A 25705-nucleotide genomic window follows, 5' to 3' on the forward strand; every position below is an offset into this window, starting at 1 on the left:
TTCTGAGGTGAACGTGATGCCAACAACTTTAGCAACAATTAAAAAAGACTTAGAAAACCGTATTGGTAGTGAAATCATGCTAGTTGCACAAACTGGGAGAAAACGTCAAACAGAGCGTCGTGGAATTTTGACAGAAACGTATCCATCAGTTTTTGTGGTAGATCTTGATCCAGAAGAAAATTCTTTTGAACGAGTTTCATATAGTTACTCAGATATTTTAACGAAAACCGTTGAAATTGAGTTTTTATCTGAAGCAGTCTAATAGAAAGCAAAGGGGCTTAGCGTATAGCGAGGCTCTTTTTTAGTAGGTGAAGAGAATGAAGGTCATTTGCAAGCATTTTTCAGAATTAACAACAACCGAATACCATCGATTACTAACAGCACGTGTAGCAGTATTTGTAGTCGAGCAAGAATGTCCGTATCAAGAGGTGGATAGAACCGACTTAGAAGCATGGCATTTATGGTTAGAAGATGAAGAGGGGCATTTCGTCGCATATGCTCGAATCTATCAAGAAGCAACGATTCATTTTGGTCGTGTATTAGTTGTCAAAGAGTACCGCAAACAAGGACTGGGAAACCTGTTAGTAGAGGAAGTGTTGACGTGGATTCATCGTCATCTACCTAAACAACCAATTGTGATTGGCGCGCAAGCCCATCTCCAAGCATTTTATGCACAATTTGGCTTTGAGCCTGTATCAGAAACCTATCTGGAAGATGATATTCCGCATATCGATATGGAAAAAAAGACCAACTTATCTTAATCATAAGTTGGTCTTTTAGCTCGTTATTACTTTGATTCCTCTGTGTCTTCAACAGATTCTGTTTCAATTGGTAAACCTGATTGTAAACGTAATAAATCGCGAATCTCAGCAAGGTAATCTTCAGCAGTGATTTCCTCTTCTTCTTCGACTTCTTCAGTTTTTCTAAATGACTGTGCTTTGTTAATACCTTTGACAACTAGGAATAAAACAAAACCAGTAATGATAAATGTAATAATAGCACTAACGACACTACCGAAGTCAAATGCAACGCCGTTTACTTTGACTGTCAATACACTTAATGAATCTTCCAAATTTTTTCCATTGGTAAATAGGCTAACAACTAAAGCAACTAATGGTGTAATCAAACCTTCAACAACTTTTGTTACGATTGCTGTAAAGGCACTACCAATAACAACCCCGACAGCTAAATCAATGACACTGCCATGCATAATAAACTCTTTAAATTCCGCAACCATTTTTTTCATGTTCTCACCTCCAAGAATGATTTTAGTATAACGAAAGAACCGCTTTTTTTGAAATAATAACTCTTTAATTCGGTAAATTTTCTGCAATTCATTGACTGTGTTATAATTAGTCAGAACAACTGTAAAGGAGATATCAACTAGATGACGATGCAATTAAAAGCAGGGATACAATTAACCGTAATACCGACGGAAAAATATAAGACAATTCGTATATTCATACGTTTTTCAGCGAAACACAGTGAAAAAAATGCTGCAAAGCGCACATTATTAACTAGTCTACTTGAAACAAATAGTTTGCATTATCCAAGCCAGACAGATTTAAGCTCACAATTAGCTGAACTTTATGGCGCAAGCTTTGGTTTACATGTAGGTAAAAAAGGTAATTTACATCAAGTAAATGTATCTATGTCCCTTGTCAATGGGAAGTACATAGGTAATGACCGAGTGTTTACCGAGGGAATTGATTTTCTAAAAGAAATTTTATTTTATCCCAATATTAAGAACGGACAATTTGATGAAGAAACTTTCCGTTTAGAAAAAAGCAATTTATTAGCTTATATGAAAAGTTTAGAAGAAGACAAACAAACATTGGCAGCTTTACGTTTGCAAGAACTTTATTTTGGTAATGACGTGAATCAGAAAGTCCCAAGTTTTGGTGAAATTGCGCAATTAACAGATGTAACTGCGGCAGATTTGGTTACGACGTATCAAGATATGCTAGCAAATGACCAAATTGATATTTTTGTGGTGGGTGATTTAACCGAAGAAGAGGTACATACTGCTTTTTCTGACTGGGCATTCCCAGACACTGAACGTCAACATCCAGATATTTTTTATCATCAACCCTTATCAGAAGAAATGAAGGAAGAAGTTTTGCGTGAATCAGTAACGCAAGCCAAATTAAATTTGGGCTATCAGACACCTGTGTACTACAATGATGCACGTCGATTTGCTTTAATGGTTTTTAACGGTTTATTTGGTGGATTTCCGCATTCAAAATTATTTATGAACGTCCGTGAGAAAGCTAGCTTGGCTTATTATGCATCTAGTCGTGTGGATACTTTCCGTGGTTTCCTGTCTGTCCAAACGGGGATTGATGGCAAGAACAGAGCGCGTGTGTTTACTTTGATTGAAGAACAATTAGAAAGTATGCGCCAAGGTGACTTTACTGACATGGATATTGCACAAACCAAAGCGATGTTACGCAATCAGTTTCTTTTGTCATTAGATAGTCCACAATCACTGATTGAGACAGCTTACTTGAATCAATGGTTACCTGAAACAAAAATGAGTGACGAAGCCTTTTTACAAGCCTTAATGGCTGTTACCAAAGAAGAGATTCAAGCGGTTGCCAATGAAATTCAATTACAAGCAGTATTTGTCTTAGATGGAGAGGAATAGCATGGAGAAAAAAGTTTACGAACAATTGAATGAAACATTGTATAAAGAAGTCCTTCCAAATGGCTTAAGAGTCTTTATCTTACCAAAAGCAGGATTTCATAAAACATATGGCTTATTTAGCACCAATTACGGTTCAATTGACAATGAATTTGGTTATCAAGGCGAGTCATTAACACGTGTTCCGGATGGTATTGCGCACTTTTTAGAGCATAAATTATTTGAAAAAGAAGATGGCGATGTGTTCCAATTATTTGGTAAGCAAGGCGCATCAGCGAACGCCTTTACGAGTTTTACAAAAACAAGCTATCTATTTTCAGCAACCGATAATATTAAAGAAAACTTGGAAACACTAATTAATTTTGTTCAAGACGCATATTTTACAGAAGAAACAGTAGAAAAAGAAAAAGGGATCATTGGACAAGAAATTCAAATGTATGAAGATGATCCTAATTGGCGTCAATTTTTTGGCATTTTAAATAATCTATATCCCAAACATCCGCTGCATATCGATATTGCAGGTACCGTTGACAGTATTGCGGATATTACTGCAGATGATTTATATCATTGCTACAATACATTTTATCATCCAAGTAACATGACATTATTTGTCGTTGGAAATGTCAATCCAGAAGAGATGATGTCAATGATTCGTGACAATCAAGCTGCCAAGACTTTCCCAGATATTCGGACGATTGAACGTCATTTCCCAGAAGAAACGGTAGCAGATATTGTGCCATTTAGCCGTTTGGAAATGCCTGTTAATCGAACAAAAGTTGTACTTGGTATCAAAGGATTCACAGAGAATCTACCAAAGGATGCGTATGAATTATTGCGCTTCCGTACGTCTTTAAATTTGTTGTTCCAATTGTTATTGGGAAATACAAGTAAAAATTATTTGCGATTGTATAATGAAGGAACGATTGATGACACCTTTGGTTTTGAATTTTCATTAGACCGTGGGTTCCATTTCGCTGATTTTTCAGGAGATTCGGATACACCAGATGTATTTTCAGAGGCTGTGGAAGAGATTATATTGAACTTCCAAACAGACCCAGAAGTGAATGATGACAACTTAACGCTATTGAAGAAAAAAATGCTTGGGAAATATTTCCAATCATTGAACTCATTGGAATTTATCGCTAATCAATTTACCCAAGATTTATTCGGAGATATGACATTATTTGATGTACCAACCGTGATTCAATCAATTCAATTAGAAGATGTGTTACAAGCAGGACGTACATTTATTAACAAAAATGCCTTCAGTCGTTTCTATTTAGAGCCAATCACAAAATAAGAGTTTAAAATTTGTTTGAGAGTGAGGAGATAGCTATCCTCATCTGATTTTATTTATGGTATTCTAGGTTATATCGATTCTAAAGACTGGAGAAGATGAACGAGTGGGCAATGAATTAATTATTGGAGATAAACTACGGCAAGCCCGATTAAATAAAAATATCAGTATTGATGAATTACAGAAAAAAACCAAGATTCAGAAACGTTATCTGGAGGCGATTGAGCAAGGCAAGTTTGACTTGCTACCAGGTGAGTATTATGTTCGAGCGTTTTTACGTGAGTATGCATCAGTCGTAGGTGTTGATGGTGATTACTTAGTCGCTGTTTTTGATGGAGAAGCCGATTTGGAGAAACCCGCACCGAAACGTGTCGCACCAGAAGTTGTACATGGTTCTCGCGTACGTGTCACTGAAAAACAACCAAAAACCTTGTTAGATTATTTGCCAATGATTCTACTAGGTATGGTGGCATTAACGATTGTGATTATTGTAGGATACATGATGTGGCAAGACCGTCAAGCTACCCCGATGATTGGTAATGAGAAACCTTCAGTTGTCGTTGAACAGACTTCAACGACAACAACGAAGGAAGCGACTTCCAGCAGTGAACCAGTAGAAACAACTAGTTCATCACAAGTTCCTAAAATGGATATGGAATTAGTCGATTCAAAGCAAAACCAAGCAACGATTGAAGTCACGGAAGCAAAAGATCCATTGGAATTAGTATTCAAAGGAAAAAATGAGCGTTGCTGGATTGGTATCTTGGTGAATGGTGAGTATGTATATCAATACACGTTATTAGCCGATGAAGAACAAGCATTCACTCTGCCAGAAGGTGCGACAAATGCAACGATTACGTTAGGTGCAAGCGGCAATGTGGATATTACAGCAAATGGCGAGAAAGTTCCTTTTGATGATCCACAATTTGAATTATTACAAAAAGACCTTCAGTTGACGATTTCTTATCAAGAGTGATTTTGCTGAGGTAGTATAAAAGTCATAGAGAAGGGGAAAAAAATTGAATTTACCAAATAAATTAACTGTATTACGAATTTTTATGATACCAATTTTTATTTTAGTATTGGTTCTACCATTTGACTGGGGGAACTGGGTGGTCGGTGAAACGACTTTGCCAATTACACATTTAGTGGCAGCAATTATTTTTGCAGTTGCAAGCATCACGGACTGGCTAGATGGTAAAATTGCTCGTGACCAAGGTTTAGTCACAAATTTCGGTAAATTTGCAGATCCATTAGCAGATAAAATGTTAGTTATGACAGCATTTATTTTATTAGTCGAGCTAGACAAAGCACCAGGCTGGATTGTAGCAATTATTGTTTGTCGTGAATTAGCTGTTACTGGTCTACGTCTATTATTAGTCGAAGGTGGCGAAGTGATGGCAGCGGCTTGGCCAGGAAAAATTAAAACAGCTACCCAAATGGTTGCGATTATTTTACTATTCATCAACAATATACCATTTAATTTAATCGGTGTTCCTGTTGATCAAATCTTATTGTATATCTGTTTAGTAGCAACGATTTATTCTGGTGTCGATTACTTTGCTAAAAATACCGCAGTTTTTAAAGATTCTATGTAAAAATGTTGAGAGTAAGTAACTGATTTGTCGGTTATTTGCTCTTTTTTTAGTCAAAACAGCAAAATCAAAAAAAATTAGCAATTGGTGTAAAATAAATGATGAGAAATAACGTATCTTAAAGTAGGAGTGTGACAAATGAAAGCAGAAATTATTGCAGTAGGAACTGAATTATTACTAGGGCAAGTTGTTAATACGAACGCAACCTTTTTATCAGAAGAATTAGCTGGCTTAGGAATTGATGTATATTACCAAAGCGTTGTGGGAGACAATCCAACACGTTTAGAAGAACTACTTGAATATGCAGACAAACGTAGTGACTTAATTGTCTTATGTGGTGGTTTGGGGCCGACAAAAGATGACTTAACAAAGCAAGTGACTGCGGCTCATGTTGGCCAAGAGCTAGTGCAAGATGAAGTGGGTTATCAGCAATTAATGAATTACTTTGAAACCCGTCAGCGACCAATGACAGAGAATAATTTGTTACAAACACTCGTATTTAAAGATGGAAGAGCGTTACAAAATACTGCTGGTTTAGCTGTAGGGATTTTTTACACTTCTGCTCAAGGGAAGCATTATTTATTGTTACCAGGACCGCCAAGTGAATTAAAGCCGATGTTTTATCATCAAGCAATGCCTATTTTAAAAAAATACGTGCAGACAAATGAGCAATTAATTTCGCGTGTCATGCGTTTTTACGGGATTGGTGAATCCCAGTTAGTCACGGATTTAGAAGATATCATCGCTCAGCAAACAAATCCAACTGTTGCTCCATATGCAAAGCCCAATGAAGTGACGTTACGTCTAACTGTTAAGACGAATGATGAAGCACAAGGAATTCGTCAGCTTGATTTATTGGAATCACGTATTCAAGAACGTGTAGGTGCCTATTTTTATGGCTATGGTGAAGAGAATACATTACCACAAGTTGTAGTAGAGTTGTTAAGAGAAAAACAAAAAACATTAACTGCTGCGGAGAGTTTAACAGGAGGTGGTTTTCAAGCGACATTATGTGACACGGCAGGAGTCACCGACGTTTTCTTAGGTGGATTTGTTACGTACTCTGCTACGACGAAAGCTAACTTCTTACAAATTGATCCTGAACTTTTAGAAAAATATGGAACAGTCAGTGCTGAATGCGTAGAAGCAATGGCGACACAAGCAAGAGCAATGGTTGACACAGACTTAGCGATTGCACTTAGTGGTGTGGCAGGTCCGAAAGAATTAGAAGGACAGCCAGTAGGTACAACTTGGATTGCGTTAGCGACAAAAGATAATGTGATTAGTCATTGTTATCATTTTCCAAGAGATCGTAACTATATTCGCAAGAGTGCTGTGATGGCAGCTTTTGATTTAATTCGTAAAGAATTGTTAAAATAAAAGCGAATGTTTGTTCGCTTTTTCTTGCTTTTTTTGAAGAGAACAGCTATGATAGTGATACGAAGTAAAACATGTAGTTGCATGGTTTAAATATAAGGAGGACATCCGAGTGGCAGATGATCGTAAAGTAGCTTTAGATGCTGCATTAAAGAAGATTGAAAAGAGTTTCGGTAAAGGCGCTGTAATGAAACTAGGAGAAAAAGCAGATCAACGTATCTCAACTGTTCCAAGTGGCTCATTAGCGTTAGACGTGGCATTAGGTGTAGGTGGCTTTCCAAGAGGACGTATTGTAGAAGTATACGGTCCTGAAAGTTCAGGTAAGACAACTGTTGCCTTACATGCTGTTGCAGAGGTTCAAAAACAAGGTGGAACAGCGGCATTTATCGATGCTGAGCACGCGTTGGATCCTCAATATGCAGAAAAATTAGGTGTCAATATCGATGAATTATTACTTTCACAACCAGATACAGGAGAGCAAGGGTTAGAAATTGCTGATGCATTAGTCTCAAGTGGTGCCGTTGATATTGTTGTTATTGACTCGGTGGCAGCTTTGGTACCTCGTGCTGAAATTGATGGCGAGATGGGTGCGTCCCACGTTGGTTTGCAAGCTCGTTTAATGTCTCAAGCTTTGCGTAAACTTTCTGGAACAATCAATAAGACAAAAACAATTGCGTTATTTATTAACCAAATTCGTGAAAAAGTTGGCGTCATGTTCGGAAACCCAGAAACAACCCCTGGTGGACGTGCACTAAAATTCTATGCGACAGTTCGTTTAGAAGTTCGTCGTGCAGAGCAATTAAAATCAGGTACAGATGTTATCGGAAACCGTACAAAAATTAAAATTGTAAAAAACAAAGTGGCACCACCTTTTAAAGTCGCAGAAGTTGATATTATGTATGGCGAAGGTATTTCACAAGTTGGTGAATTACTTGATATGGCTGCCGATCAAGATATTATTGATAAAAGTGGTGCATGGTATTCATATAAAGGTGAGAGAATTGGCCAAGGACGCGAAAATGTCAAAAATTATATGAAAGATCATCCTGAAATGGTTGCTGAAGTATCTGCACGTGTACGTGATGCATATGGTATTGGAACTGGTGAGACCCTTGTCGAAGAGGAAACCCAAGAAGAGTTACCTTTAGAAGAATAAAACAGGACGGAGAGTACTTACAAGTTTTTGTAGGTGCTCTTTTGTTTTGACCGTGTTTCAAAGAGCAAAAAGCGATTAAAAAAAGAATGGTAGCGTATGCGAATTCGTCCACTTATTCCTTTTTTTAAGTTGACACTACTCCTTACAAACATTAGAATAAAATTGTGTGCTATACACACATATGCAGAGTAGGCATATTGATAATTTATGTAAATGTATGTTTATCAAAAAACTACAAATTGAAAATAAGAAAGATAGTATGGAGGTGATTCATCAATGGGACTTAACATTCTCCTCGCTATCATCGGATTAATTGTCGGTCTTTTCGTAGGTATCTTCGTCACAAAATCTCGTCATGAAAAAGAAATTAATGGCGCGAAACTAAGTGCAGAAAGCATTATATCTAATGCTAAAAAAGAGTCAGAAACTCTACGAAAAGAAGCGTTGTTAGAAGCTAAGGAAGAAAATCAGAAGTATCGGTCAGAAATTGAAAGTGAGTTGAAAGAAAGCAAGCTTGAATTAAAAACACAAGAAAATCGCTTACTACAAAGAGAACAATTGCTTGATCGAAAAGACGATTCTTTGGAAAAACGTGAACATTCATTAGCAATGAAAGAAAATAAAGTGAATGAAAAACAACAATTAATAGACGAGCGAGAAAAAGAAGTTGATAAACTGATTGACGAACAACAAAGTGAGTTGGAACGTATAGCTGCGTTATCAAGAGATGAAGCAAAAGATATCATCATGAAGTCAACAGAAGAAGAATTAAATCATGAACTAACAGTTATGGTAAGAGAGTCAGAACAACGAGCGAAAGAAGAAGCTGATCGCAAAGCGAAAAACTTACTTTCATTAGCGATTCAACGTTGTGCAGCGGATCAAGTATCCGAGACAACAGTCTCTGTTGTTACTCTACCGAACGATGAAATGAAAGGTCGTATCATTGGCCGTGAAGGAAGAAATATCCGTACGTTGGAAACATTAACCGGAATTGACTTAATTATTGATGATACACCAGAGGCAGTAGTATTGTCAGGCTTCGATCCAATTCGTCGTGAAATTGCTCGTATGACTTTAGAAAAATTAATTCAAGATGGACGAATTCATCCAGCACGTATTGAAGAAATGGTTGAAAAATCTCGTAAAGAAATGGATGAACGCATCCGTGAATACGGTGAACAAGCAGCCTTTGAAGTGGGCGCACATACCTTACATCCTGATTTAATTAAGATTATGGGACGTTTGCGTTTCAGAACAAGTTACGGTCAAAATGTGTTAAATCATTCGATTGAAGTTGCGAAATTAACAGGTGTACTTGCTGCAGAAATTGGTGAAGACGTCCAATTAGCGAAACGTGCCGGTTTCTTACATGATATCGGAAAAGCCTTGGATCATGAAATTGAAGGTTCACATGTTCAAATTGGTGCTGAATTAGCAGCAAAATACAAAGAGAATCCAACTGTGATTAACGCGATTGCCTCCCACCATGGGGACACAGAAGCAACTTCAATTATTTCTGTTTTGGTGGCAGCTGCCGATGCCTTATCAGCGGCTCGTCCGGGTGCTCGTAGCGAATCGTTAGAAAACTATATCCGCCGTTTGGAAAACTTAGAAAATATTTCAAATAGTTTCCAAGGTGTAGATTACAGTTTTGCAGTCCAAGCAGGACGTGAAGTACGTGTCATGGTTAAACCAGATGAAATTTCAGATTTGGATGCTGTACGTTTAGTACGTGACATTCGCAAGAAAATTGAAGATGAACTGGATTATCCAGGAAATATCAAAGTGATCGTGATACGTGAAACACGTGCAACTGATTACGCAAAATAAGATTGAACCACTTTCCTTTTTTATGGAAAGTGGTTTTTAATTGTTCTTTTGTACTTCATTATGTTAAATATTCTAACATGGATAGTTAGAATTTTCAGAATTTTTTCATTTTATTCATGAAAACACTAGATTGATGGTTTGTTTGATGGTATGATTTCTAACATCAAACAAAGGAGTTGATTATATGAATACAGGGAATATTGCGTTTATATTAATTTGTAGTGGTATGGTGAGTTTAATGACACCAGCACTCGCATTTTTTTACGGGGGATTAGAACGTCGTAAAAACATTTTGAATACAATGATGATGGTTATTTGTACGATGGGATTGGCTTCGGTGTTATGGATTATGATTGGTTATTCACTTTCATTTGGAGGAGAGGGATTGTTTATCGGTAATTTTGATCATCTCTTTTTCCAAAATGTCTCGTTAACAGAAGGTGAGACGATTCCAGAAGCGTTGTTTGCAGCATTTCAAATGATGTTTGCACTGATTTCAACGGCAATTATCACTGGATCAGTAGCCGGTCGGATGCGTTTTTCAGCTATTTTTTTATTTTTAACCTTTTGGTTAGTGTTGGTTTATTTTCCAATGGCTCATATGGTATGGGGCGGTGGATTTTTAGAAGAAATTGGTTCGATTGACTTTGCTGGCGGGAATGTCGTGCATATTAGTTCAGGGATTTCAGGCGTGGTTTTAGCATTGATGGTTGGCAAGCGTCGCGAATTTCACCAGACAGAATATCGTCCGCATAATATTCCATTTATTGTTTTAGGTGCAGGTTTATTATGGTTTGGTTGGTTTGGTTTTAATGCAGGTTCGGCTTTAGCGGCAGATGGCTTGGCAATTCATGCGTTATTAACGACTAATACAGCAGCTGCCAGTGGCATGCTCTCATGGATGCTCGTTGAAAAATTAGTCATCGGTAAACCAACAATTGTTGGCGCATGTACCGGTGCAATTGTTGGTTTGGTTTGTATCACACCGGGGGCTGGCTTTGTCTCTCTATGGTCTTCGCTAGTCATTGGTGCGATTGGTAGTCCTATTTGTTATTACTTTATTGCAAAAGTCAAACATCGTCTTGGTTTGGATGATGCCTTGGATGCATTTGGTTGTCATGGTGTTGGTGGGATTGTTGGAGGAATTTTAACAGGAATTTTCGCTGATCCAGCTGTCGGTGGCAAGACGGGACTACTTTATGGAGAAATAGGTTTATTTATGGCTCAATTAGAGAGTATTGTTTTTACGATTATCTTTGTAGCGGTTGTTAGTTTTGCGATTATTTTTGTCATTAGTCGTTTGATGCCAATTCGTGTGACGGATAAAGAAGAGGCGTTAGGTATGGACCAAGCAGAACATGATGAAACAGCTTATCCAACCTTTATGGGGTTAGATTCATAGTCAAAGGAGGAAACTTTATGAAAAAAATAGAAGCAATTATCCGTCAAGAAAAGTTAGAGGAAGTCAAAGCCGTATTAGATGACACGTTTCATATTAGTGGTATGACGGTCATGCAAGTATTAGGGCATGGGAATCAAAAAGGAGTAGCAGAATTTGTTCGTGGTCAAAAAATTATTCCAACCTTGTTACCAAAAGTTGCCTTGTGTTTAGTCGTGACTGATGAACAGGTCGAAGTGATTGCCAAAAAAATTATGGACACTTGCTACACAGGAGAAGTTGGCGATGGCAAAATTTTTATTTATGATGTAGCTGATGTGATTCGTATTCGTACGGGTGAACGTGGTTTGGATGCGATTTAAAGAGAAAAAAGCTCACACGATATTTCCAACGTGTGAGCTTTTTTTAATTTTTACGTCGTCTCGCAAAATCGACAAAGCGGAACTTGTCTAAGCGATGGATAGATTCAGTATATTCAAAACAACGGGTATCTTCCAAGTAGACCAAACTACGAACGGTTACGACATGTTGGTCTTCTGGATGTAAGTCCATTAAGTCACGTAATTCTTTGTTTACAGGGTCAACCGTAATTTCTTTTTGTGCATAAGAAATATCTAAACCTAAATCATTCTCAAAATAATCATAAATCGATTGTTGTGCTTTGTTTTTCGGTAATTCTGGGACGATGTCGGCAATTAAATAATCTTTGTCTAGAATGACGACTTGACCATCAATACGACGTTGCCGAATTAAACGCCACGCTTCGGCAGCAACCGGCCATTCTGTAATATCATGAAGTGACGGGGACACTGCAATTTTGCGAATCTCAACGACGCTTGTTTCACTTGGAATTTGTTGGGCAGTTTGTAATTCCTTGAAACTCGTCAATCCCGAAATTGGAAAGTCAAAGCGGTTCAAATCTAATACAATCGAACCTTTCCCTTGTTTCTTTTGAATATATCCAGCATCTCGTAACAGGTTCAACGCTTTACGAACAGTTTCGCGAGAGACGTTGTAGATTTTAATTAATTGATTTTCACTCGGCAACAGAGTATGTGGCGGATATTCTTTCGCTAGTATCTTCTGTTCCAAATCTAAAAAAATCTCTTTGAATTTATTCATGGCGCAACCTCCTCTCAGTCATTATAACGACAGGCAAGGTCGAAAGCAACCAACTATTTTTGTAAAAGCTCGTCAATTGATAAATCAGTTAATTCATGAACAATCACATCTGCACCATGGAGTTCTTCACCAGAATAAACACCAACGGCATACATACCTGCTGCTTTGATACCATCTAAGCCTGCTTGGGCATCTTCAAAACCAACCGCTTCAGCAGGCGTGATATTGATTGCTTCTGCTGCACGAATGAAAATTTCAGGGTCAGGTTTCCCTTTTGTTAAGGTAGCTGGATCAACAATTGCTGCAAATGCCTCTCGGACGGCTAATTTTTCTAGAATGAACGGCGCATTTTTAGAAGCAGAAGCAATGGCACATGGAATATTTTTTTCATTGGCTTCATCTAAAAAGGCCTTCACACCAGGTAATAAATCATCCGGTGTTAAATCTTGTAAGAGTTCAACATAGTGGGTATTTTTTTTCGTCGCAAGTTCTTCTTTTTCGGCTTCGGTATATTTATCCGCTTGGTTGCCATAAGCTAAAATCCGCTCCAATGAATCCATTCGGCTGATACCTTTTAATTGTTCATTGAATTTTAAGTCAATACTGATACCTAATTCATCAGCTAAGTCTTTCCATGCTAAATAATGGAATTTTGCAGTATCTGTAATAACACCATCTAAATCAAAAACAAATCCTTTTTTCATGTTGTTGTACACTCCTTAGTAATTAATAGTAGTTGGTTGATTAGCAACCAATTTAATTGTCTGACCATTTACATCTACTTCAGTATCTTGGTCAACGTTTAATGTTAGTGTTTCTTTAGTCACAGCGACTTGGAAATTCACTTGACGAATCGTTAAGTGGAAGTCGATAGTCTCCCAAGCTGCAGGTAGATTTGGTGCAAAGCTCACACGCTGCGTACGAATATCTAAGCCGGCAAAGGTAGTCAATGGAATATATAGCGTTGCTGCCATCACACCCGCGTGAATTCCTTCGGCCGTTGTTCCGCCTTGGATGTCACGATAATCTGAATACAACGCTTCTTGGTAGAGTTTCCAAGCTAATTCTTGATCATCAACCATAGCTGCTAATTGGGCATGAACAACACGAGATAACGTTGAACCGTGTGACGTACGTTCTAAATAATAATGTAAGTTACGTTCCACATAATCTTCCGGTAACGTATAATCTAAATCTTCTAAAATCAAACGGACTTGTTCTTTAGAGAAATTGTAGAAGATCATTAAACTATCGGCTTGTTTTGCAACTTTATACGTATCGGCTGATTTTCCTTCGGCATTCAAAATGCGGTCCATACGATAAATATTGCCATATTTTTCTTGATAATGTGCCCAATCCAAATCATCTAAGTCAAAGTAACCTTCAAATTGTGCAATAATACCGTCTTCATTGATTTCAAGTCCTAATTGATGCTTGATGGCTGCCATACTTTCTAGTGTTTGGTTGTCTACACCCGTTTTTTCTTGTATCTCTTGGAAAAGAGATGCAGGGAATTCTTGGTGTAAGTGAGCGATCTCTTCAAATAACCAAACGACCATCATATTTGTATAGGCGTTATTTTTTAGACCACCTTGTTTAGAGTTTGGATAATTTTCATGGAATTCATCTGGGCCCATCACTTTATCAATGAAGTAACGATTGGTCATCGTATCAAAGGTTGCGGCACTTTGCCAGAAATGCGCAATTTCTAACAACATTTCTAAGCCGTATTGTGCCATAAATTCCGTATCTTGAGTATTGTGCCAATATTGCCAAACATTGTAGGCAATCGCTAAGGAAACATGACGTTGCAAGCGACTGTGATCTTCTTTCCATTCACCGCTGATTGGATTTAAGTGTAATTCTTGTGATTGTTCTGTACCATCTAGACCAGATTGCCAAGGAAACATAGCGCCTTGATAACCGGCTTTTTGGGCATCTTTTTTCGCCATATCCAAGCGACGGTAGCGATACATCAGCAATTCTTTGGCAGTTTCTGGAAAATGAATAGTGTAGAACGGTAAAATAAATAATTCATCCCAGAAAATATGTCCACGATAAGCTTCTCCATGTAAGCCACGTGCAGTCACGCTAGCATCCAAGTTTTGGTTTCCATTTGGTGAAGCCGAAGCAAGTAAATGGAAGGTATGCAAGTTTAGCATTTTTTGAGACATTAAATCGCCAGTAATTTCAATGCCAGCTGTCTCCCATAAATCAGCCCATGCTTGTGCAGAAGCTTGATAGCTTTCCTCAAACGTTGGGAATTCTTGTGTAAAGTCAATCGGAGGAACACTTTCTTCCTGACGATATTGGTGCACGTGGACTGTTTTTTCGAATGTATACGCTGTTTGCTCGGTTGCTTGAACAGGTACTTGTTGACGAAGAATGTTGGCTGATTGTTCTGTAGTTAAATGAGACAATAATTCTTTTTCACCGTGTAATTTGGCTTGTTGAACAACGGTAATCTTAGAAGTCGTTGTAACTGCTGTTAGCGCCATGTTTGTTTCAGCAACTTGTTTATCAACTACATCTAAATGATGATGGGTCAAACTACGGTAACGGGCGACATTATAGTTGTATACATCGCCATCTGCTTCTGAGACAAATAATACTTCACCAGAGAAATTAAGTGGTGTGAATGTATAGGAAATATTGAATTGATGAACATTTGCCATACTTGCTATTTTTTTCGTATGAATGGCCAATTCTTTGCCAGTTGTTAAGCGCAAGACAATCCACGCTTCAAATAAACCTGTTTTTAAATCTAGTCGGCGTTTCATCGAAAGAACGGTATTATTCGCAATATCTACACGTTCACCGTCAACTACTAAATACATTTTTTGTAAATTCGGTGCATTGACAAAATCTTCATTATAAATCGTACGATCCGCAACTTGTGAAGCCACGCTATTGTAAAGACTAGCTAGATAAAGTGCAGGGTAGTTTTCTTCAGCAATTTCCATTTCAGGCGTTGTGCCTCGCAAACCCATAAAGCCATTTCCGACTGTTAATAAGGATTCTACAGAGTATTCATCTTTTCCTGGCGTATATCCATGGTAAACAACTTCCCAAGGGATTGTTGCTGCTTGTGTTTCAAAATCGCCTACTACAAAAGGGATATTTAATGTTTCTGTTAAATATTGTGATAATTCAATCGTTCGTCCATCTAAATTAACAACAGATTCTGTTTCGACTGTTCCCCCAGTTACCTCATGTTGTGGAATTTCTGCTACTAATTGCGCAAGTCGGTCCGTTAGCTCTCCTTCAAAAACAGTTTGTGTCCCGTCTGCCCAAGTTGCTTGCCATTGTGGTTGCAATTGTAAATGCACCTTCGTCATTTGTTTTCCTCCTCTTTCTTGTCTATACATGTGAGTAAAGTATAACGGAAAATGAAAGCTATTACAAATAGTAAATGTATTTTTTTTTAAAAGAAAAGAAAAAAATAGAAAATAAGCTGAAATTTATCAGAATGAATGCTGATATATCAACATTTATATTCTTTTTTAAAATAAAAAAGATAAAACGCTTGCAATCTGAGGTAATAGAGGTTATTATAAGCATGTTAATAAACATGTATATACAATTAATGTTAGGAGGATGTATTATGGGAAAGTATCAAGCTGATGCAGAGAAACTGTTGGAGTTGGTTGGGGGTAAAGAAAATATTGCCGCAGTCACACACTGTGCGACACGTATGCGTTTTGTGCTAAATGATCCATCGAAAGCTGATGAAAAATCAATTGAAGATATTTCATCTGTTAAAGGAATGTTTACCAATGCAGGACAGTTTCAAGTCATTATTGGCAACGATGTTTCAACGTTCTACAATGATTTTACAGCGGTTTCAGGAATTGAAGGCGTTTCAAAAGAACAAGGAAAAGCATTGGCTAAACAAAACCAAAATATGCTACAACGTGTCATTGCAGTCTTAGCCGAAATTTTTACACCATTATTACCAGCTATTATTGTCGGTGGTTTAATTTTAGGATTCCGTAATTTATTAGAAGGCGTACAAATTGAGGCATTAGGACAAAAAATTGTCGATGGCGTGGCGATGACCAATGCTGATGGCACACCAATTTATCAAACAATTGTCGATGTATCTCAATTTTGGTCAGGAGTGAATCATTTCTTATGGTTACCAGGGGAAGCAATTTTCCACTTCTTACCAGTTGGTATTACTTGGAGTATCACACGTAAAATGGGAACAACTCAAATTCTAGGGATTGTCCTAGGGATTACTTTGGTATCTCCTCAATTGTTAAATGCCTATGCTGTAAATGGTACAGCAGCAGCCGACATTCCATTTTGGGATTTTGGTTTCGCACAAGTGAATATGATTGGATATCAAGCACAAGTTATACCTGCAATGTTAGCAGCCTTTACCTTAGTTTACCTAGAGAAATTCTTTAGACCAAGAATTCCAGAAGCAGTATCAATGATTTTTGTTCCATTATTCTCGCTATTGCCAGCGATTTTCTTTGCACATACGATTTTAGGACCAATTGGTTGGAAAATCGGAACAGGTATTTCTTATATTGTAAATGCTGGTTTAGAGTCACCAATTTCATGGTTGTTTAGTGCAATTTTTGGTGCGGTTTATGCACCATTAGTTATTACAGGGTTGCACCATACAACACTAGCAATCGACTCACAGCTGATTGCTGACTTCGGGACAACCAACTTATGGCCAATGATTGCTTTATCAAATATTGCGCAAGGTGCAGCCGTCTTTGCTGTCTTATTCTTGCACCGTAAAGATACAAAAGAAAAAGAAATTTCATTGCCATCAGGTATTTCTTCTTGGTTAGGTGTTACCGAACCCGCAATGTTTGGGATTAACTTGAAATACGTTTATCCATTTGTGGCAGCAATGATTGGTTCTGGAATTGCTGGCATGTTTAGTAACATTATGGGAGTTCGTGCCAATGCTATCGGTGTCGGTGGTCTACCAGGAATCTTAGCTATCAACGGAAATATTGGTGGTGGTTGGTTTGCCTTTACAATAGCGATGATTATTGCGATTGTGGTACCATTTGTCTTAACCATTTTCTTCCGCCAACAAGGTATTTTTAATAAAATTGATCGTGTGGGAGCGCAAGTCGTTACACCTGACGGAGCAGTTGTTGATGCACCAGAAATTAGTTCTGCAAACACACTTCCTACAGAAAGCACGACAGAAGAATTATTCGCAACCGCTAACGGAACAGTCGTAGCAATTACTGAAGTTTCTGACCCTGTTTTTTCACAAAAAATGATGGGTGATGGCTATGCAGTTCGTCCAACAGATAATCATGTGTATTCGCCTGTCTATGGCACCGTAACAAGTGTGTTTGATACAAAACATGCCATTGGTATTTTAACACCAGGTGGCGCAGAGGTACTGGTTCACATGGGATTAGATACAGTTGAATTGAAAGGTGCGCCATTCAATGTCAAGGTCAAAGCTGGGGACAGTGTAACGCCAGAAACGGAAATTGCCGAAATGGATTTAGATGCTGTCACTGCAGCAGGCAAACAAACAGATATTCTGACTGTTTTAACCAATGCCGAAAAAGTAGCAAACTTAGAAATTACAGGCTTAGGTGAAACCACAGCAGGTAAAGTAATCGGTCAAGCTGAAATGAAATAATTAAAAAGAGCTTTCAACGATGGTTGAAAGCTCTTTTTTGTAATATCGTGGCAAGATTGTCCTTGCTTACGAATCTGCGCTATGCTATGGTTTTAGTGAAATGGAAAGGATGGATGGCATGGTAAAGTTAGTAGCAGTTGATATGGATGGAACTTTTTTAAGTAGTCAAAAAACTTATGATAAAAAGCGTTTTGAACAAATTTTTGCAGAGTTAAACCAACGAGACATTAAGTTTGTCGTTGCCAGTGGGAACCAATATGCGCAACTGACTTCCTTTTTTCCAGAGATTCGTGACGAAATTACCTTCGTTGCTGAAAATGGAGTATTGATTATTGATCAAGGGGAACTAATTCATGAAAATCATTTTGATCCGCAAACAGTGCAACGCATTATCCAATTTTTACGCAAAGAGCATCCTGATGTGAATATGGTGCTAAATGGGATTAAGAGTGCCTATATTGAACGGACACAACCAGAAGCGTTTCAACAATTTGTGACCTTTTATTGCCATGCGTTAGAAAAAGTCGATGATTTATTGGCATTAGATTTTGAAAATGAACGATATGTGAAGTTTGCGTTAGGTGTACCCGAAGCAAGAACGGAAGAAATTGCGCAAGCCATCTCTGACGCTTTTCCTGAAGAAGCACGGGCTGTTTCTAGTGGGCATGGCAGTGTCGATATTATTTTGGCAGGGAAAGATAAAGCCAACGCGTTACAAGTACTAGCAGATTTATGGGAGATTCATCCGAGTGAAATGATGGCATTTGGGGATGGACACAATGATTTAGAAATGTTGCGTTATGTAGGTCACAGCTATGCGATGGCAAATGGTGCTCCTGCGGTAAAAGAAGCGGCTAAAGCAACAGCACCGTCAAATGATGAAAGTGGTGTGTTGCAAGTGTTGGAAGAGTATTTAAGATAAGACAAAGAAAGCTTTCCCTTTTTGGTTGAAAGCTTTTTAAAAGGCTTATTTTCATTTAAAATAAGTATCTATATAAATTTTCTTCCACAATTTAGTATGTTCTCAGTGCCTATGTAGGTGAAATTTGCTATGATAGAATACAACACGACTATTTTCGAGTAGGTGGAATTATGGAAATTATAGAGAAAGCACCCGCAAAGATTAATTTGGGATTAGATGTTCTTCGTAAACGCGAAGATGGGTATCATGAGCTTGAAATGGTCATGTCTAGTGTCGATTTGGCGGATCGTTTGACATTTGAGACGCTTCCTACGAATGAAATTATCGTAGAAACAAATAAGGCTTTTTTGCCAATCGATAAGCGGAACAATGTCTATCAAGCTGCATCTATTCTCAAAGAGCGCTATGGAATAGAAGAAGGAATTAAAATCTCTATTACCAAGAATATTCCTGTTGCTGCTGGTTTGGGTGGTGGAAGTACGGATTGTGCTGCTGCACTACGAGGCATGAATCGTTTGTGGGAATTAAATTTGTCGATGGATGAACTTGTATCGATGGGGGTCCAAGTTGGTACGGATGTCCCGTACTGTTTATATGGTACGACTGCATTTATTGCGGGGAAAGGTGAAATTGTCCAACCGCTTGTTCCGATGCCCCAATGCTGGGTTGTTTTGGTTAAGCCACGCATTAGTGTATCCACGCGGAAAATTTTTCAGCAAGTCGAAATGGATAAATTATCTCATCCAGACATGAATAAATTATCAGCAGCCATTTTGGCTCGGGATTATCAAGGGATGTTGCAGCATATGGGCAATAGCTTAGAGGACATTACGATTCCTAAACACCCTATTATTCAACAAATTAAAGAGCGAATGCTGAAATATGGTGCGGATGCGGCATTGATGAGTGGGAGTGGACCAACGGTTTTTGCATTGTGTCAAAAATATTCTCGTGCACAACGAATTGTGAACGGGTTAAAAGGCTTTTGTGATGAAGTGTATCTTGTTCGTACACTACAGTAAAGCAAACATGGAAGAGAATCCTATCTATTTTTGATAGATACGATTCTCTTTTTCTTGACGAAAAGCCAAACCTTTGATACATTATTTTTTGGCATCAAATCGTAAACTTTACGATTTGTTTAAATGAAAAGAAATGAGGATCAAACAATGAAAAAAATCCTTTTAACAAGTATCGTTTTATTTGGTAGCTTGCTGCTAGGTGCTTGTGGGCAATCAGAGCAATCAAATGACATCCAAGTCATGACGACTTTTTATCCAATGTATGAATTTACTAAAGAAGTAGTCGGTGACGAAGGCCAGGTTGAGTTACTCATTCCAGCTGGAACAGAAGCACATGATTACGAGCCAAGTGCCAAAGATGTTGCTAAAATTTCTGATGCAGATGCTTTGGTATACAACAGCAAAGAATTAGAAACATGGATTCCTGATTTATCACAAAGTATTAGCTCAGAAAAAACGACTTTGATTGAAGCAGCTTCCACGATTGATTTAATGCCTGCTGGTGAAGAACATGACCACGAGCACGAGCATGAGGGAGCGGAAGCAGAACATCACCATGAACATGATCCACATGTTTGGGTAGATCCAGTGATGGCAATTACGGAAGTGGAGACAATTCGTGATGCCTTAAGTGAGAAGTTTCCAGAGAAAAAAGCGACATTTGAAGCCAACGCAGCGGCTTACATCAAAGAGTTGCAAGCATTAGATGCAGAATATCGTGCAGCTTTTGAAGGGGCGAAAAATAAAACGTTTGTGACGCAACATGATGCCTTTGCCTATTTGGCGCATCAGTATGGTTTAACGCAACAAGCGATTGCCGGTTTATCTCCGGATATTGAACCAACGCCAAGTCGTTTAGCAGAATTGAAAGATTTTGTTGATGAACATCAAGTGAAGGTCATTTATTTTGAAGCCAATGCGTCATCTAAAGTTGCTGAAACACTAGCAAACGAAACCGGTGTGACTTTAGAAGTCTTGAATCCGTTAGAAAGTTTAACAAAAGATCAACTAACCGCTGGCGAAAATTACATTTCAGTGATGAAAGAAAATTTACAGGCATTACAATTAAGTATTAAATAAGGAGGGACCAATGTGCATTATATCGAAGTGAAAGATTTAACCTTTTATTACGACGATGAGCCTGTTTTGGATAACGTTCATTACCATGTAGATCCAGGCGAATTTGTCATTTTAACTGGTGAAAATGGTGCGGCAAAATCAACCTTAATTCGAGCGACATTAGGCTTATTGAAACCTGCCAAAGGAGAAGTATCAGTAGCAAAAGTAAATACAGAAGGCAAACGATTAAGTATTGGTTACATTCCGCAACAAATCGCTTCGTTCAATGTCGGTTTTCCAAGTACGGTATTAGAATTAGTTCGTTCAGGGCGTTATCCGAAAAATCGCTGGTTCAAAAAATTGACCGCACGTGACCATGAGCATGTCAAAAAAGCATTGGAATCAGTGGGCATGTGGGACATGCGCCACAAACGAATCGGAGAATTATCAGGTGGACAAAAGCAACGTATTAGTTTGGCTCGGCTTTTTGCGACTGACCCAGATTTATTCATTTTAGATGAACCGACAACAGGAATGGATGAAGAATCTCGGAATAATTTTTACCGTTTGTTGCGACATAGCGCACATCAACATGGGAAAGCTGTGTTAATGATTACGCATGACCATGAAGATATTAAGGCATATGCGGATCGACAAATTCGTTTAGTCCGAAAGGAGGATTCACAATGGCGTTGCTTTCATATGAATTCATGAGACGTGCGTTCCTATCGGCGATTTTTATCGCGGGAATTGCCCCGATGCTAGGTGTTTTTCTAGTCATTCGTCGCCAATCATTAATGGCAGATACCTTGTCTCACGTTTCTTTAGCGGGTGTTGCTTTAGGATTTTTCTTAAATTTAAATCCTACGTTCACCACGATGATTGTTGTTATCTTAGCCGCGGTAGTTTTAGAATATTTGCGTTCGTTGTATAGTAGTTATTCAGAAATTTCAATTGCGATGTTGATGTCCGGAGGATTGGCATTGGCCTTAGTTTTAATGAATCTGAGTGGCGGTAGTTCATCGACGAGTATTCAATCGTACTTATTTGGCTCTATTTTGACAATTACACCTAATCAAGTCATTTTCCTAGGTATTTTATTCGTAGTTATTGCAGTCTTGTTCGTATTATTTAAGAAGCCGATGTATGTCTTGACGTTTGACGAAGATACAGCACATGTGGACGGTTTACCTGTTCATTGGATGTCAATGTTATTTAATGTAGTAACTGGTGTAGCGATTGCGGTGATGATTCCAATCGCTGGTGCTTTGTTAATTTCAGCGATTATGGTTTTGCCTGCAGCGATTAGTATGCGTTTAGGGAAAAGTTTCAATATGGTGATACTGATTAGTGTTATTGTTGGTCTAATAGGCATGATTAGTGGTCTTACAAGTTCCTATTATTTATCGACACCACCTGGCGCAACCATTACATTAGTGTTTATTATCCTGTTTTTACTGGTTAATTTGGTAAAACGTTGGATTACCTTCACGCAAAGAAAGAGACAAATGAAATAAGTAGAAAACGAGAAACGAAAGTTTTTCGTTTTCTTTTTGTTATAATTGAATAAATTACGAACAATTTTAATAAAAAAGAAGAAAATACTCGAAAAAGACAGTAAAAACCTTTATAATGAGGAGAAAGAATTTAAGAGAAGGAGTTGGAGTTCGTGAAAGTTCGTCGTAGTGAGCGATTAATTGATATGACCCATTATTTGTTAGAGCATCCACACAAATTGATTTCCTTAACGTTTTTTGCGAAACGTTATGAATCAGCGAAATCATCGATTAGTGAAGATTTAGCCATTGTAAAGAAAACATTTAAAGAAAGAGGCACTGGTATTTTAGAGACCATTCCCGGAGCAGCTGGCGGAGTTATTTTTGTGCCAACAATTTCAAAAGAGGAAGCCAAAGAATATATTTTAGCACTCTCTGATCGTTTGTCTGAACAAAGTCGTTTACTTCCAGGTGGGTACGTGTATTTAACTGACTTACTAGGGGAACCTGATTTGCTTCGCCAAGTTGGACGAATCATCGCTTCGAAGTATTTAGGTCAAAAAATCGATGCGGTGATGACTGTGGCAACAAAAGGTGTGCCAATTGCTCAAGCCGTTTCCTATTACTTAAACGCTCCGTTTGTTATTGTACGTCGAGACTCTAAAATTACTGAAGGACCGACAGTCAGTGTCAATTATGCATCAGGTTCCTCCGAACGAATCGAAAAAATGGAATTATCAAAACGCAGTTTAAAACGCGGTTCTCGTGTATTAGTCGTTGATGACTTTATGAAAGGCGGCGGCACAATTAACGGTATGCAAGGGTTAATTGAAGAATTCGAAGCAGAACTTGTGGGGGTAACTGTTTTTGCTGAAGCAAAATTCCGTGGCGAACGTGCAGTGACCGACTATAGCTCATTATTATTTGTCGAAGATGTTAATACACAAACCAAAACAATTTCTGTGGTACCAGGAAATTATTTTGATGAAGAATAGTCTGATATAAAATTTGTTGGCATTGTAGAATAACCATATAACAAAAGCCTCCTCGATATAAAAGAGTGGGCTTTTGTTGTTTTCCATCTAACCAATCAGCATTTTAGTGGTATAGTCGACTGGAATAAGGTACACTGGCATCATACAAAAAGTGAGGAGTGACCATGATGACGGAAAAAACATTCGTAATTATTAAACCAGATGGCATACAGCGTCAATTAATTGGGAAGGTTATACAACGCTTTGAGCAAGCGAATTTAACATTAGAGAAGATGAAAATGAAGACGCTTACGAAAGAAGTGTTAACAGAACACTATCAACATGTGAGCAAGCAACCATTTTTCCCCGGTTTATGTGCCTTTATGATGGAATGTCCGGTTGTTTTGCTGATTTTATCTGGTGAAAGGGCCGTAGCAAGAGTTCGTCAGCTAGTTGGTGCAACTGACCCGTTAGAAGCAGCTCCAGGAACAATTCGTGCCGATTTTGGCACGAGTAAACAACGAAATGTTGTGCATGCCTCGGATAGTTTAGAGTCAGCTACTATCGAAATTGAACGTTTTTTTGGTTGAAAAAGAGAGGGAAAGAATGGGGAGCCTGCCAGTTTTTAGCGACGGATTATTAATTGGTCTACCTATAAAATTTGCGATATAGTTGAAAAACCCAAGAAATTGGGCTACACTTAAAAAAGCAAAAAATCGAATGGAGTGAAGCGCGTGAATGCACGTTACGCAATTATTTTAGCCGCAGGTAAAGGAACACGTATGAAATCAAAATTATATAAAGTGTTGCATCCTGTCTGTGGGAAACCCATGGTAGAACATATTATTAATCGAGTAGAAGAAACGAATCCAACAGAAATCGTGACGATTGTCGGTCACGGTGCAGATAAAGTTCAATCACAATTAGGTGAACGTAGCCAATACGCCTTGCAAGCCGAACAATTAGGAACGGGTCATGCGGTCATGCAAGCGGCTGAATTTTTAAAGGGAAAAAAAGGGACGACGCTGGTTATTAGTGGCGATACACCGTTATTAACTTCTGAAACATTAGATAATTTATTCGAGTATCATCAAGGAAAAGGGGCTTCTGCAACGATTCTAACAGCCCATGCTGAAAATCCAACAGGCTACGGACGAATTTTACGTGACCATGTCGGAATTGTTGATCGAATTGTTGAACAAAAAGATGCAACGCCAGAAGAAGCGCAAGTCAAGGAAATCAATACAGGGACGTATTGCTTTGATAATGAATTATTATTTGATGCTTTAGAAAACCTAAACACCGATAATGCGCAAGGAGAGTATTATTTAACAGATATCATTGAAATTTTAAAAGCAGACGGCAAAAATGTCGCCGCTTATCAAACAGAAGATTTCAATGAATCGTTAGGTGTGAATGATCGTGTCGCATTGGCAGAAGCCAACCGTTTGATGCGTGAACGTATTAATCATCAACACATGCTAAACGGTGTATCTTTCATTGACCCAGCTGCTACTTACATTGATGCAGGAGTCATAATTGGTGCCGAAACGGTTATCGAACCAGGTGTTTATTTAAAAGGAAAAACAGTCATTGGGGAAAACTGTGTGATTACAGCCCAATCACAAATCGTTGATAGCACGATTGAAGACAACGTGACGATTAAAACATCGGTTGTAGAAGAAAGTGTCGTGCGTTCAGGGGCAGATGTAGGACCATATGCGCATTTGCGTCCAAAAGCAGAAATTCATGAAAATGCCCATGTTGGGAATTTTGTTGAAGTCAAAAATGCTGTAGTGGGCGAAGGAACCAAAGTCGGTCATTTAAGTTATGTCGGTGATGCGACATTAGGAAAAGACATTAATGTTGGTTGTGGGGTCGTTTTTGTCAATTATGATGGCAAAAAGAAACATCGCACGGTTGTAGGGGATCATAGTTTCATCGGTTCATCTGTTAATATCATTGCACCTGTAGAAATTGAAGCCAATAGTTGCGTGGCAGCAGGTTCAACAATTACAGATGATATTCCAGAACATGCCTTAGCAATTGCTCGTGCAAGACAGGTAAATAAAGAGGATTACGCAAAAAAAATTCCATATATGCAATAAGTCAATCTAAATGGCTTGATTTCTTAGCGAAAAATGACTACTATTTATTAGGAAGATGATTCTAGTAAA

The 25705-nt window shown here is 38.2% G+C and carries 24 protein-coding genes; 20 read left to right on the forward strand and 4 right to left on the reverse strand.

All coding sequences use genetic code 11. From position 1 onward, the window contains the following. Positions 1-16: 16 nt before the first annotated feature. Both BAU17_RS06090 and BAU17_RS06095 read left to right on the forward strand, forming a co-directional pair. Positions 17-262 (forward strand): Veg family protein, encoded by a 246-nt coding sequence (locus tag BAU17_RS06090; RefSeq protein ID WP_161901940.1) that lies wholly within the window; start codon positions 17-19, stop codon positions 260-262. Between the two features lie 55 nt (positions 263-317). Beyond that, the gene (locus BAU17_RS06095; protein WP_161901941.1) at positions 318-761 is read left to right on the forward strand and encodes a GNAT family N-acetyltransferase; all 444 of its coding nucleotides are present in this window, start codon (positions 318-320) and stop codon (positions 759-761) included. A gap of 26 nt (positions 762-787) precedes the next feature. Here BAU17_RS06095 and mscL read toward each other — a convergent pair whose 3' ends face one another. Further along, a complete protein-coding gene (mscL, locus tag BAU17_RS06100; RefSeq protein ID WP_202622287.1) occupies positions 788-1237 on the reverse strand; it encodes a large conductance mechanosensitive channel protein MscL in 450 nt (149 codons plus the stop codon). Between the two features lie 150 nt (positions 1238-1387). Here mscL and yfmF point away from each other — a divergent pair, with 150 nt between their 5' ends. From yfmF to BAU17_RS06145, 9 genes are all read left to right on the forward strand, one after another. Next, positions 1388-2647 carry an EF-P 5-aminopentanol modification-associated protein YfmF gene (gene yfmF / locus BAU17_RS06105; protein WP_161901943.1) on the forward strand — a complete coding sequence of 420 codons (1260 nt, stop codon included), beginning with the start codon at positions 1388-1390 and terminating at the stop codon, positions 2645-2647. A 1-nt stretch (position 2648) separates the two neighbouring features. Continuing rightward, positions 2649-3944: an EF-P 5-aminopentanol modification-associated protein YfmH gene (gene yfmH, locus BAU17_RS06110; protein ID WP_161901944.1), complete on the forward strand. Its 1296-nt coding sequence runs from the start codon at positions 2649-2651 to the stop codon at positions 3942-3944. Between the two features lie 103 nt (positions 3945-4047). Further along, complete coding sequence (locus BAU17_RS06115) at positions 4048-4917, forward strand: helix-turn-helix domain-containing protein (protein ID WP_161901945.1); 870 nt, start codon at positions 4048-4050, stop codon at positions 4915-4917. A gap of 43 nt (positions 4918-4960) precedes the next feature. Then, a complete protein-coding gene (gene pgsA, locus BAU17_RS06120; RefSeq protein ID WP_161901946.1) occupies positions 4961-5539 on the forward strand; it encodes a CDP-diacylglycerol--glycerol-3-phosphate 3-phosphatidyltransferase in 579 nt (192 codons plus the stop codon). Positions 5540-5674: 135 nt separating this feature from the next. After that, complete coding sequence (locus tag BAU17_RS06125; RefSeq protein WP_161901947.1) at positions 5675-6916, forward strand: competence/damage-inducible protein A; 1242 nt, start codon at positions 5675-5677, stop codon at positions 6914-6916. 109 nt (positions 6917-7025) lie between these two features. Beyond that, entirely contained in the window at positions 7026-8069 is a 1044-nt protein-coding gene (recA, locus tag BAU17_RS06130) for a recombinase RecA (protein WP_161901948.1), read from the forward strand. Between the two features lie 276 nt (positions 8070-8345). Next, positions 8346-9902 carry a ribonuclease Y gene (rny, locus tag BAU17_RS06135; RefSeq protein WP_161901949.1) on the forward strand — a complete coding sequence of 519 codons (1557 nt, stop codon included), beginning with the start codon at positions 8346-8348 and terminating at the stop codon, positions 9900-9902. Positions 9903-10086: 184 nt separating this feature from the next. Continuing rightward, on the forward strand, positions 10087-11304 hold the full coding sequence (locus BAU17_RS06140) for an ammonium transporter (protein ID WP_161901950.1): 1218 nt from the start codon (positions 10087-10089) through the stop codon (positions 11302-11304). 17 nt (positions 11305-11321) lie between these two features. Beyond that, on the forward strand, positions 11322-11663 hold the full coding sequence (locus BAU17_RS06145) for a P-II family nitrogen regulator (protein ID WP_161901951.1): 342 nt from the start codon (positions 11322-11324) through the stop codon (positions 11661-11663). A gap of 43 nt (positions 11664-11706) precedes the next feature. Here the strand turns inward: BAU17_RS06145 and treR are convergent, their stop codons facing one another. From treR to BAU17_RS06160, 3 genes are read right to left on the reverse strand one after another with little or no spacing between them, the layout of a single operon-like run. Next, the gene (treR, locus tag BAU17_RS06150; RefSeq protein WP_161901952.1) at positions 11707-12423 is read right to left on the reverse strand and encodes a trehalose operon repressor; all 717 of its coding nucleotides are present in this window, start codon (positions 12421-12423) and stop codon (positions 11707-11709) included. 53 nt (positions 12424-12476) lie between these two features. Beyond that, the gene (pgmB, locus tag BAU17_RS06155; protein WP_161901953.1) at positions 12477-13127 is read right to left on the reverse strand and encodes a beta-phosphoglucomutase; all 651 of its coding nucleotides are present in this window, start codon (positions 13125-13127) and stop codon (positions 12477-12479) included. Between the two features lie 15 nt (positions 13128-13142). Then, positions 13143-15761: a glycoside hydrolase family 65 protein gene (locus BAU17_RS06160; RefSeq protein ID WP_161901954.1), complete on the reverse strand. Its 2619-nt coding sequence runs from the start codon at positions 15759-15761 to the stop codon at positions 13143-13145. A 266-nt stretch (positions 15762-16027) separates the two neighbouring features. Between BAU17_RS06160 and treP the strand changes: the two genes are divergently transcribed. The 9 genes from treP to glmU all read left to right on the forward strand — a co-directional run bounded on the left by treP (position 16028) and on the right by glmU (position 25636). After that, positions 16028-18055: a PTS system trehalose-specific EIIBC component gene (gene treP, locus BAU17_RS06165; RefSeq protein WP_161901955.1), complete on the forward strand. Its 2028-nt coding sequence runs from the start codon at positions 16028-16030 to the stop codon at positions 18053-18055. Between the two features lie 118 nt (positions 18056-18173). Beyond that, positions 18174-18977, forward strand: coding sequence for a Cof-type HAD-IIB family hydrolase (locus BAU17_RS06170; protein WP_161901956.1), 804 nt, complete (start codon positions 18174-18176; stop codon positions 18975-18977). 170 nt (positions 18978-19147) lie between these two features. Next, entirely contained in the window at positions 19148-19999 is an 852-nt protein-coding gene (gene ispE, locus BAU17_RS06175) for a 4-(cytidine 5'-diphospho)-2-C-methyl-D-erythritol kinase (protein ID WP_161901957.1), read from the forward strand. Between the two features lie 147 nt (positions 20000-20146). After that, positions 20147-21079 (forward strand): metal ABC transporter substrate-binding protein, encoded by a 933-nt coding sequence (locus BAU17_RS06180; protein WP_161901958.1) that lies wholly within the window; start codon positions 20147-20149, stop codon positions 21077-21079. 12 nt (positions 21080-21091) lie between these two features. Further along, the gene (locus BAU17_RS06185) at positions 21092-21772 is read left to right on the forward strand and encodes a metal ABC transporter ATP-binding protein (RefSeq protein ID WP_161901959.1); all 681 of its coding nucleotides are present in this window, start codon (positions 21092-21094) and stop codon (positions 21770-21772) included. Then, positions 21745-22575, forward strand: a complete 831-nt coding sequence (locus BAU17_RS06190) for a metal ABC transporter permease (RefSeq protein ID WP_161901960.1) — start codon at positions 21745-21747, stop codon at positions 22573-22575. Before BAU17_RS06185 ends, BAU17_RS06190 begins: the two co-directional genes overlap by 28 nt. 152 nt (positions 22576-22727) lie before the next feature. Continuing rightward, positions 22728-23549, forward strand: a complete 822-nt coding sequence (gene purR / locus BAU17_RS06195; RefSeq protein ID WP_161901961.1) for a pur operon repressor — start codon at positions 22728-22730, stop codon at positions 23547-23549. Between the two features lie 167 nt (positions 23550-23716). Beyond that, the gene (gene ndk, locus BAU17_RS06200; protein WP_161901962.1) at positions 23717-24118 is read left to right on the forward strand and encodes a nucleoside-diphosphate kinase; all 402 of its coding nucleotides are present in this window, start codon (positions 23717-23719) and stop codon (positions 24116-24118) included. 144 nt (positions 24119-24262) lie between these two features. Next, the gene (glmU, locus tag BAU17_RS06205; RefSeq protein ID WP_161901963.1) at positions 24263-25636 is read left to right on the forward strand and encodes a bifunctional UDP-N-acetylglucosamine diphosphorylase/glucosamine-1-phosphate N-acetyltransferase GlmU; all 1374 of its coding nucleotides are present in this window, start codon (positions 24263-24265) and stop codon (positions 25634-25636) included. The last annotated feature ends 69 nt before the right edge of the window (positions 25637-25705 follow it).

The sequence above is a fragment of the Candidatus Enterococcus willemsii genome (genome assembly GCF_009933335.1).
GTDB classification, from domain to species: domain Bacteria; phylum Bacillota; class Bacilli; order Lactobacillales; family Enterococcaceae; genus Enterococcus_F; species Enterococcus_F willemsii.

Bases quoted from the DNA above. Each gene is read 5' to 3' on its own strand.
- BAU17_RS06090 (WP_161901940.1), top strand. From the start codon at position 17: ATGCCAACAACTTTAGCAACAATTAAAAAAGACTTAGAAAACCGTATT.
- BAU17_RS06095 (WP_161901941.1), top strand. From the start codon at position 318: ATGAAGGTCATTTGCAAGCATTTTTCAGAATTAACAACAACCGAATAC.
- mscL (WP_202622287.1), bottom strand. From the start codon at position 1,237: ATGGTTGCGGAATTTAAAGAGTTTATTATGCATGGCAGTGTCATTGAT.
- yfmF (WP_161901943.1), top strand. From the start codon at position 1,388: ATGACGATGCAATTAAAAGCAGGGATACAATTAACCGTAATACCGACG.
- yfmH (WP_161901944.1), top strand. From the start codon at position 2,649: ATGGAGAAAAAAGTTTACGAACAATTGAATGAAACATTGTATAAAGAA.
- BAU17_RS06125 (WP_161901947.1), top strand. From the start codon at position 5,675: ATGAAAGCAGAAATTATTGCAGTAGGAACTGAATTATTACTAGGGCAA.
- rny (WP_161901949.1), top strand. From the start codon at position 8,346: ATGGGACTTAACATTCTCCTCGCTATCATCGGATTAATTGTCGGTCTT.
- BAU17_RS06140 (WP_161901950.1), top strand. From the start codon at position 10,087: ATGAATACAGGGAATATTGCGTTTATATTAATTTGTAGTGGTATGGTG.
- BAU17_RS06145 (WP_161901951.1), top strand. From the start codon at position 11,322: ATGAAAAAAATAGAAGCAATTATCCGTCAAGAAAAGTTAGAGGAAGTC.
- treR (WP_161901952.1), bottom strand. From the start codon at position 12,423: ATGAATAAATTCAAAGAGATTTTTTTAGATTTGGAACAGAAGATACTA.
- pgmB (WP_161901953.1), bottom strand. From the start codon at position 13,127: ATGAAAAAAGGATTTGTTTTTGATTTAGATGGTGTTATTACAGATACT.
- BAU17_RS06160 (WP_161901954.1), bottom strand. From the start codon at position 15,761: ATGACGAAGGTGCATTTACAATTGCAACCACAATGGCAAGCAACTTGG.
- treP (WP_161901955.1), top strand. From the start codon at position 16,028: ATGGGAAAGTATCAAGCTGATGCAGAGAAACTGTTGGAGTTGGTTGGG.
- BAU17_RS06170 (WP_161901956.1), top strand. From the start codon at position 18,174: ATGGTAAAGTTAGTAGCAGTTGATATGGATGGAACTTTTTTAAGTAGT.
- ispE (WP_161901957.1), top strand. From the start codon at position 19,148: ATGGAAATTATAGAGAAAGCACCCGCAAAGATTAATTTGGGATTAGAT.
- BAU17_RS06180 (WP_161901958.1), top strand. From the start codon at position 20,147: ATGAAAAAAATCCTTTTAACAAGTATCGTTTTATTTGGTAGCTTGCTG.
- BAU17_RS06190 (WP_161901960.1), top strand. From the start codon at position 21,745: ATGGCGTTGCTTTCATATGAATTCATGAGACGTGCGTTCCTATCGGCG.
- ndk (WP_161901962.1), top strand. From the start codon at position 23,717: ATGACGGAAAAAACATTCGTAATTATTAAACCAGATGGCATACAGCGT.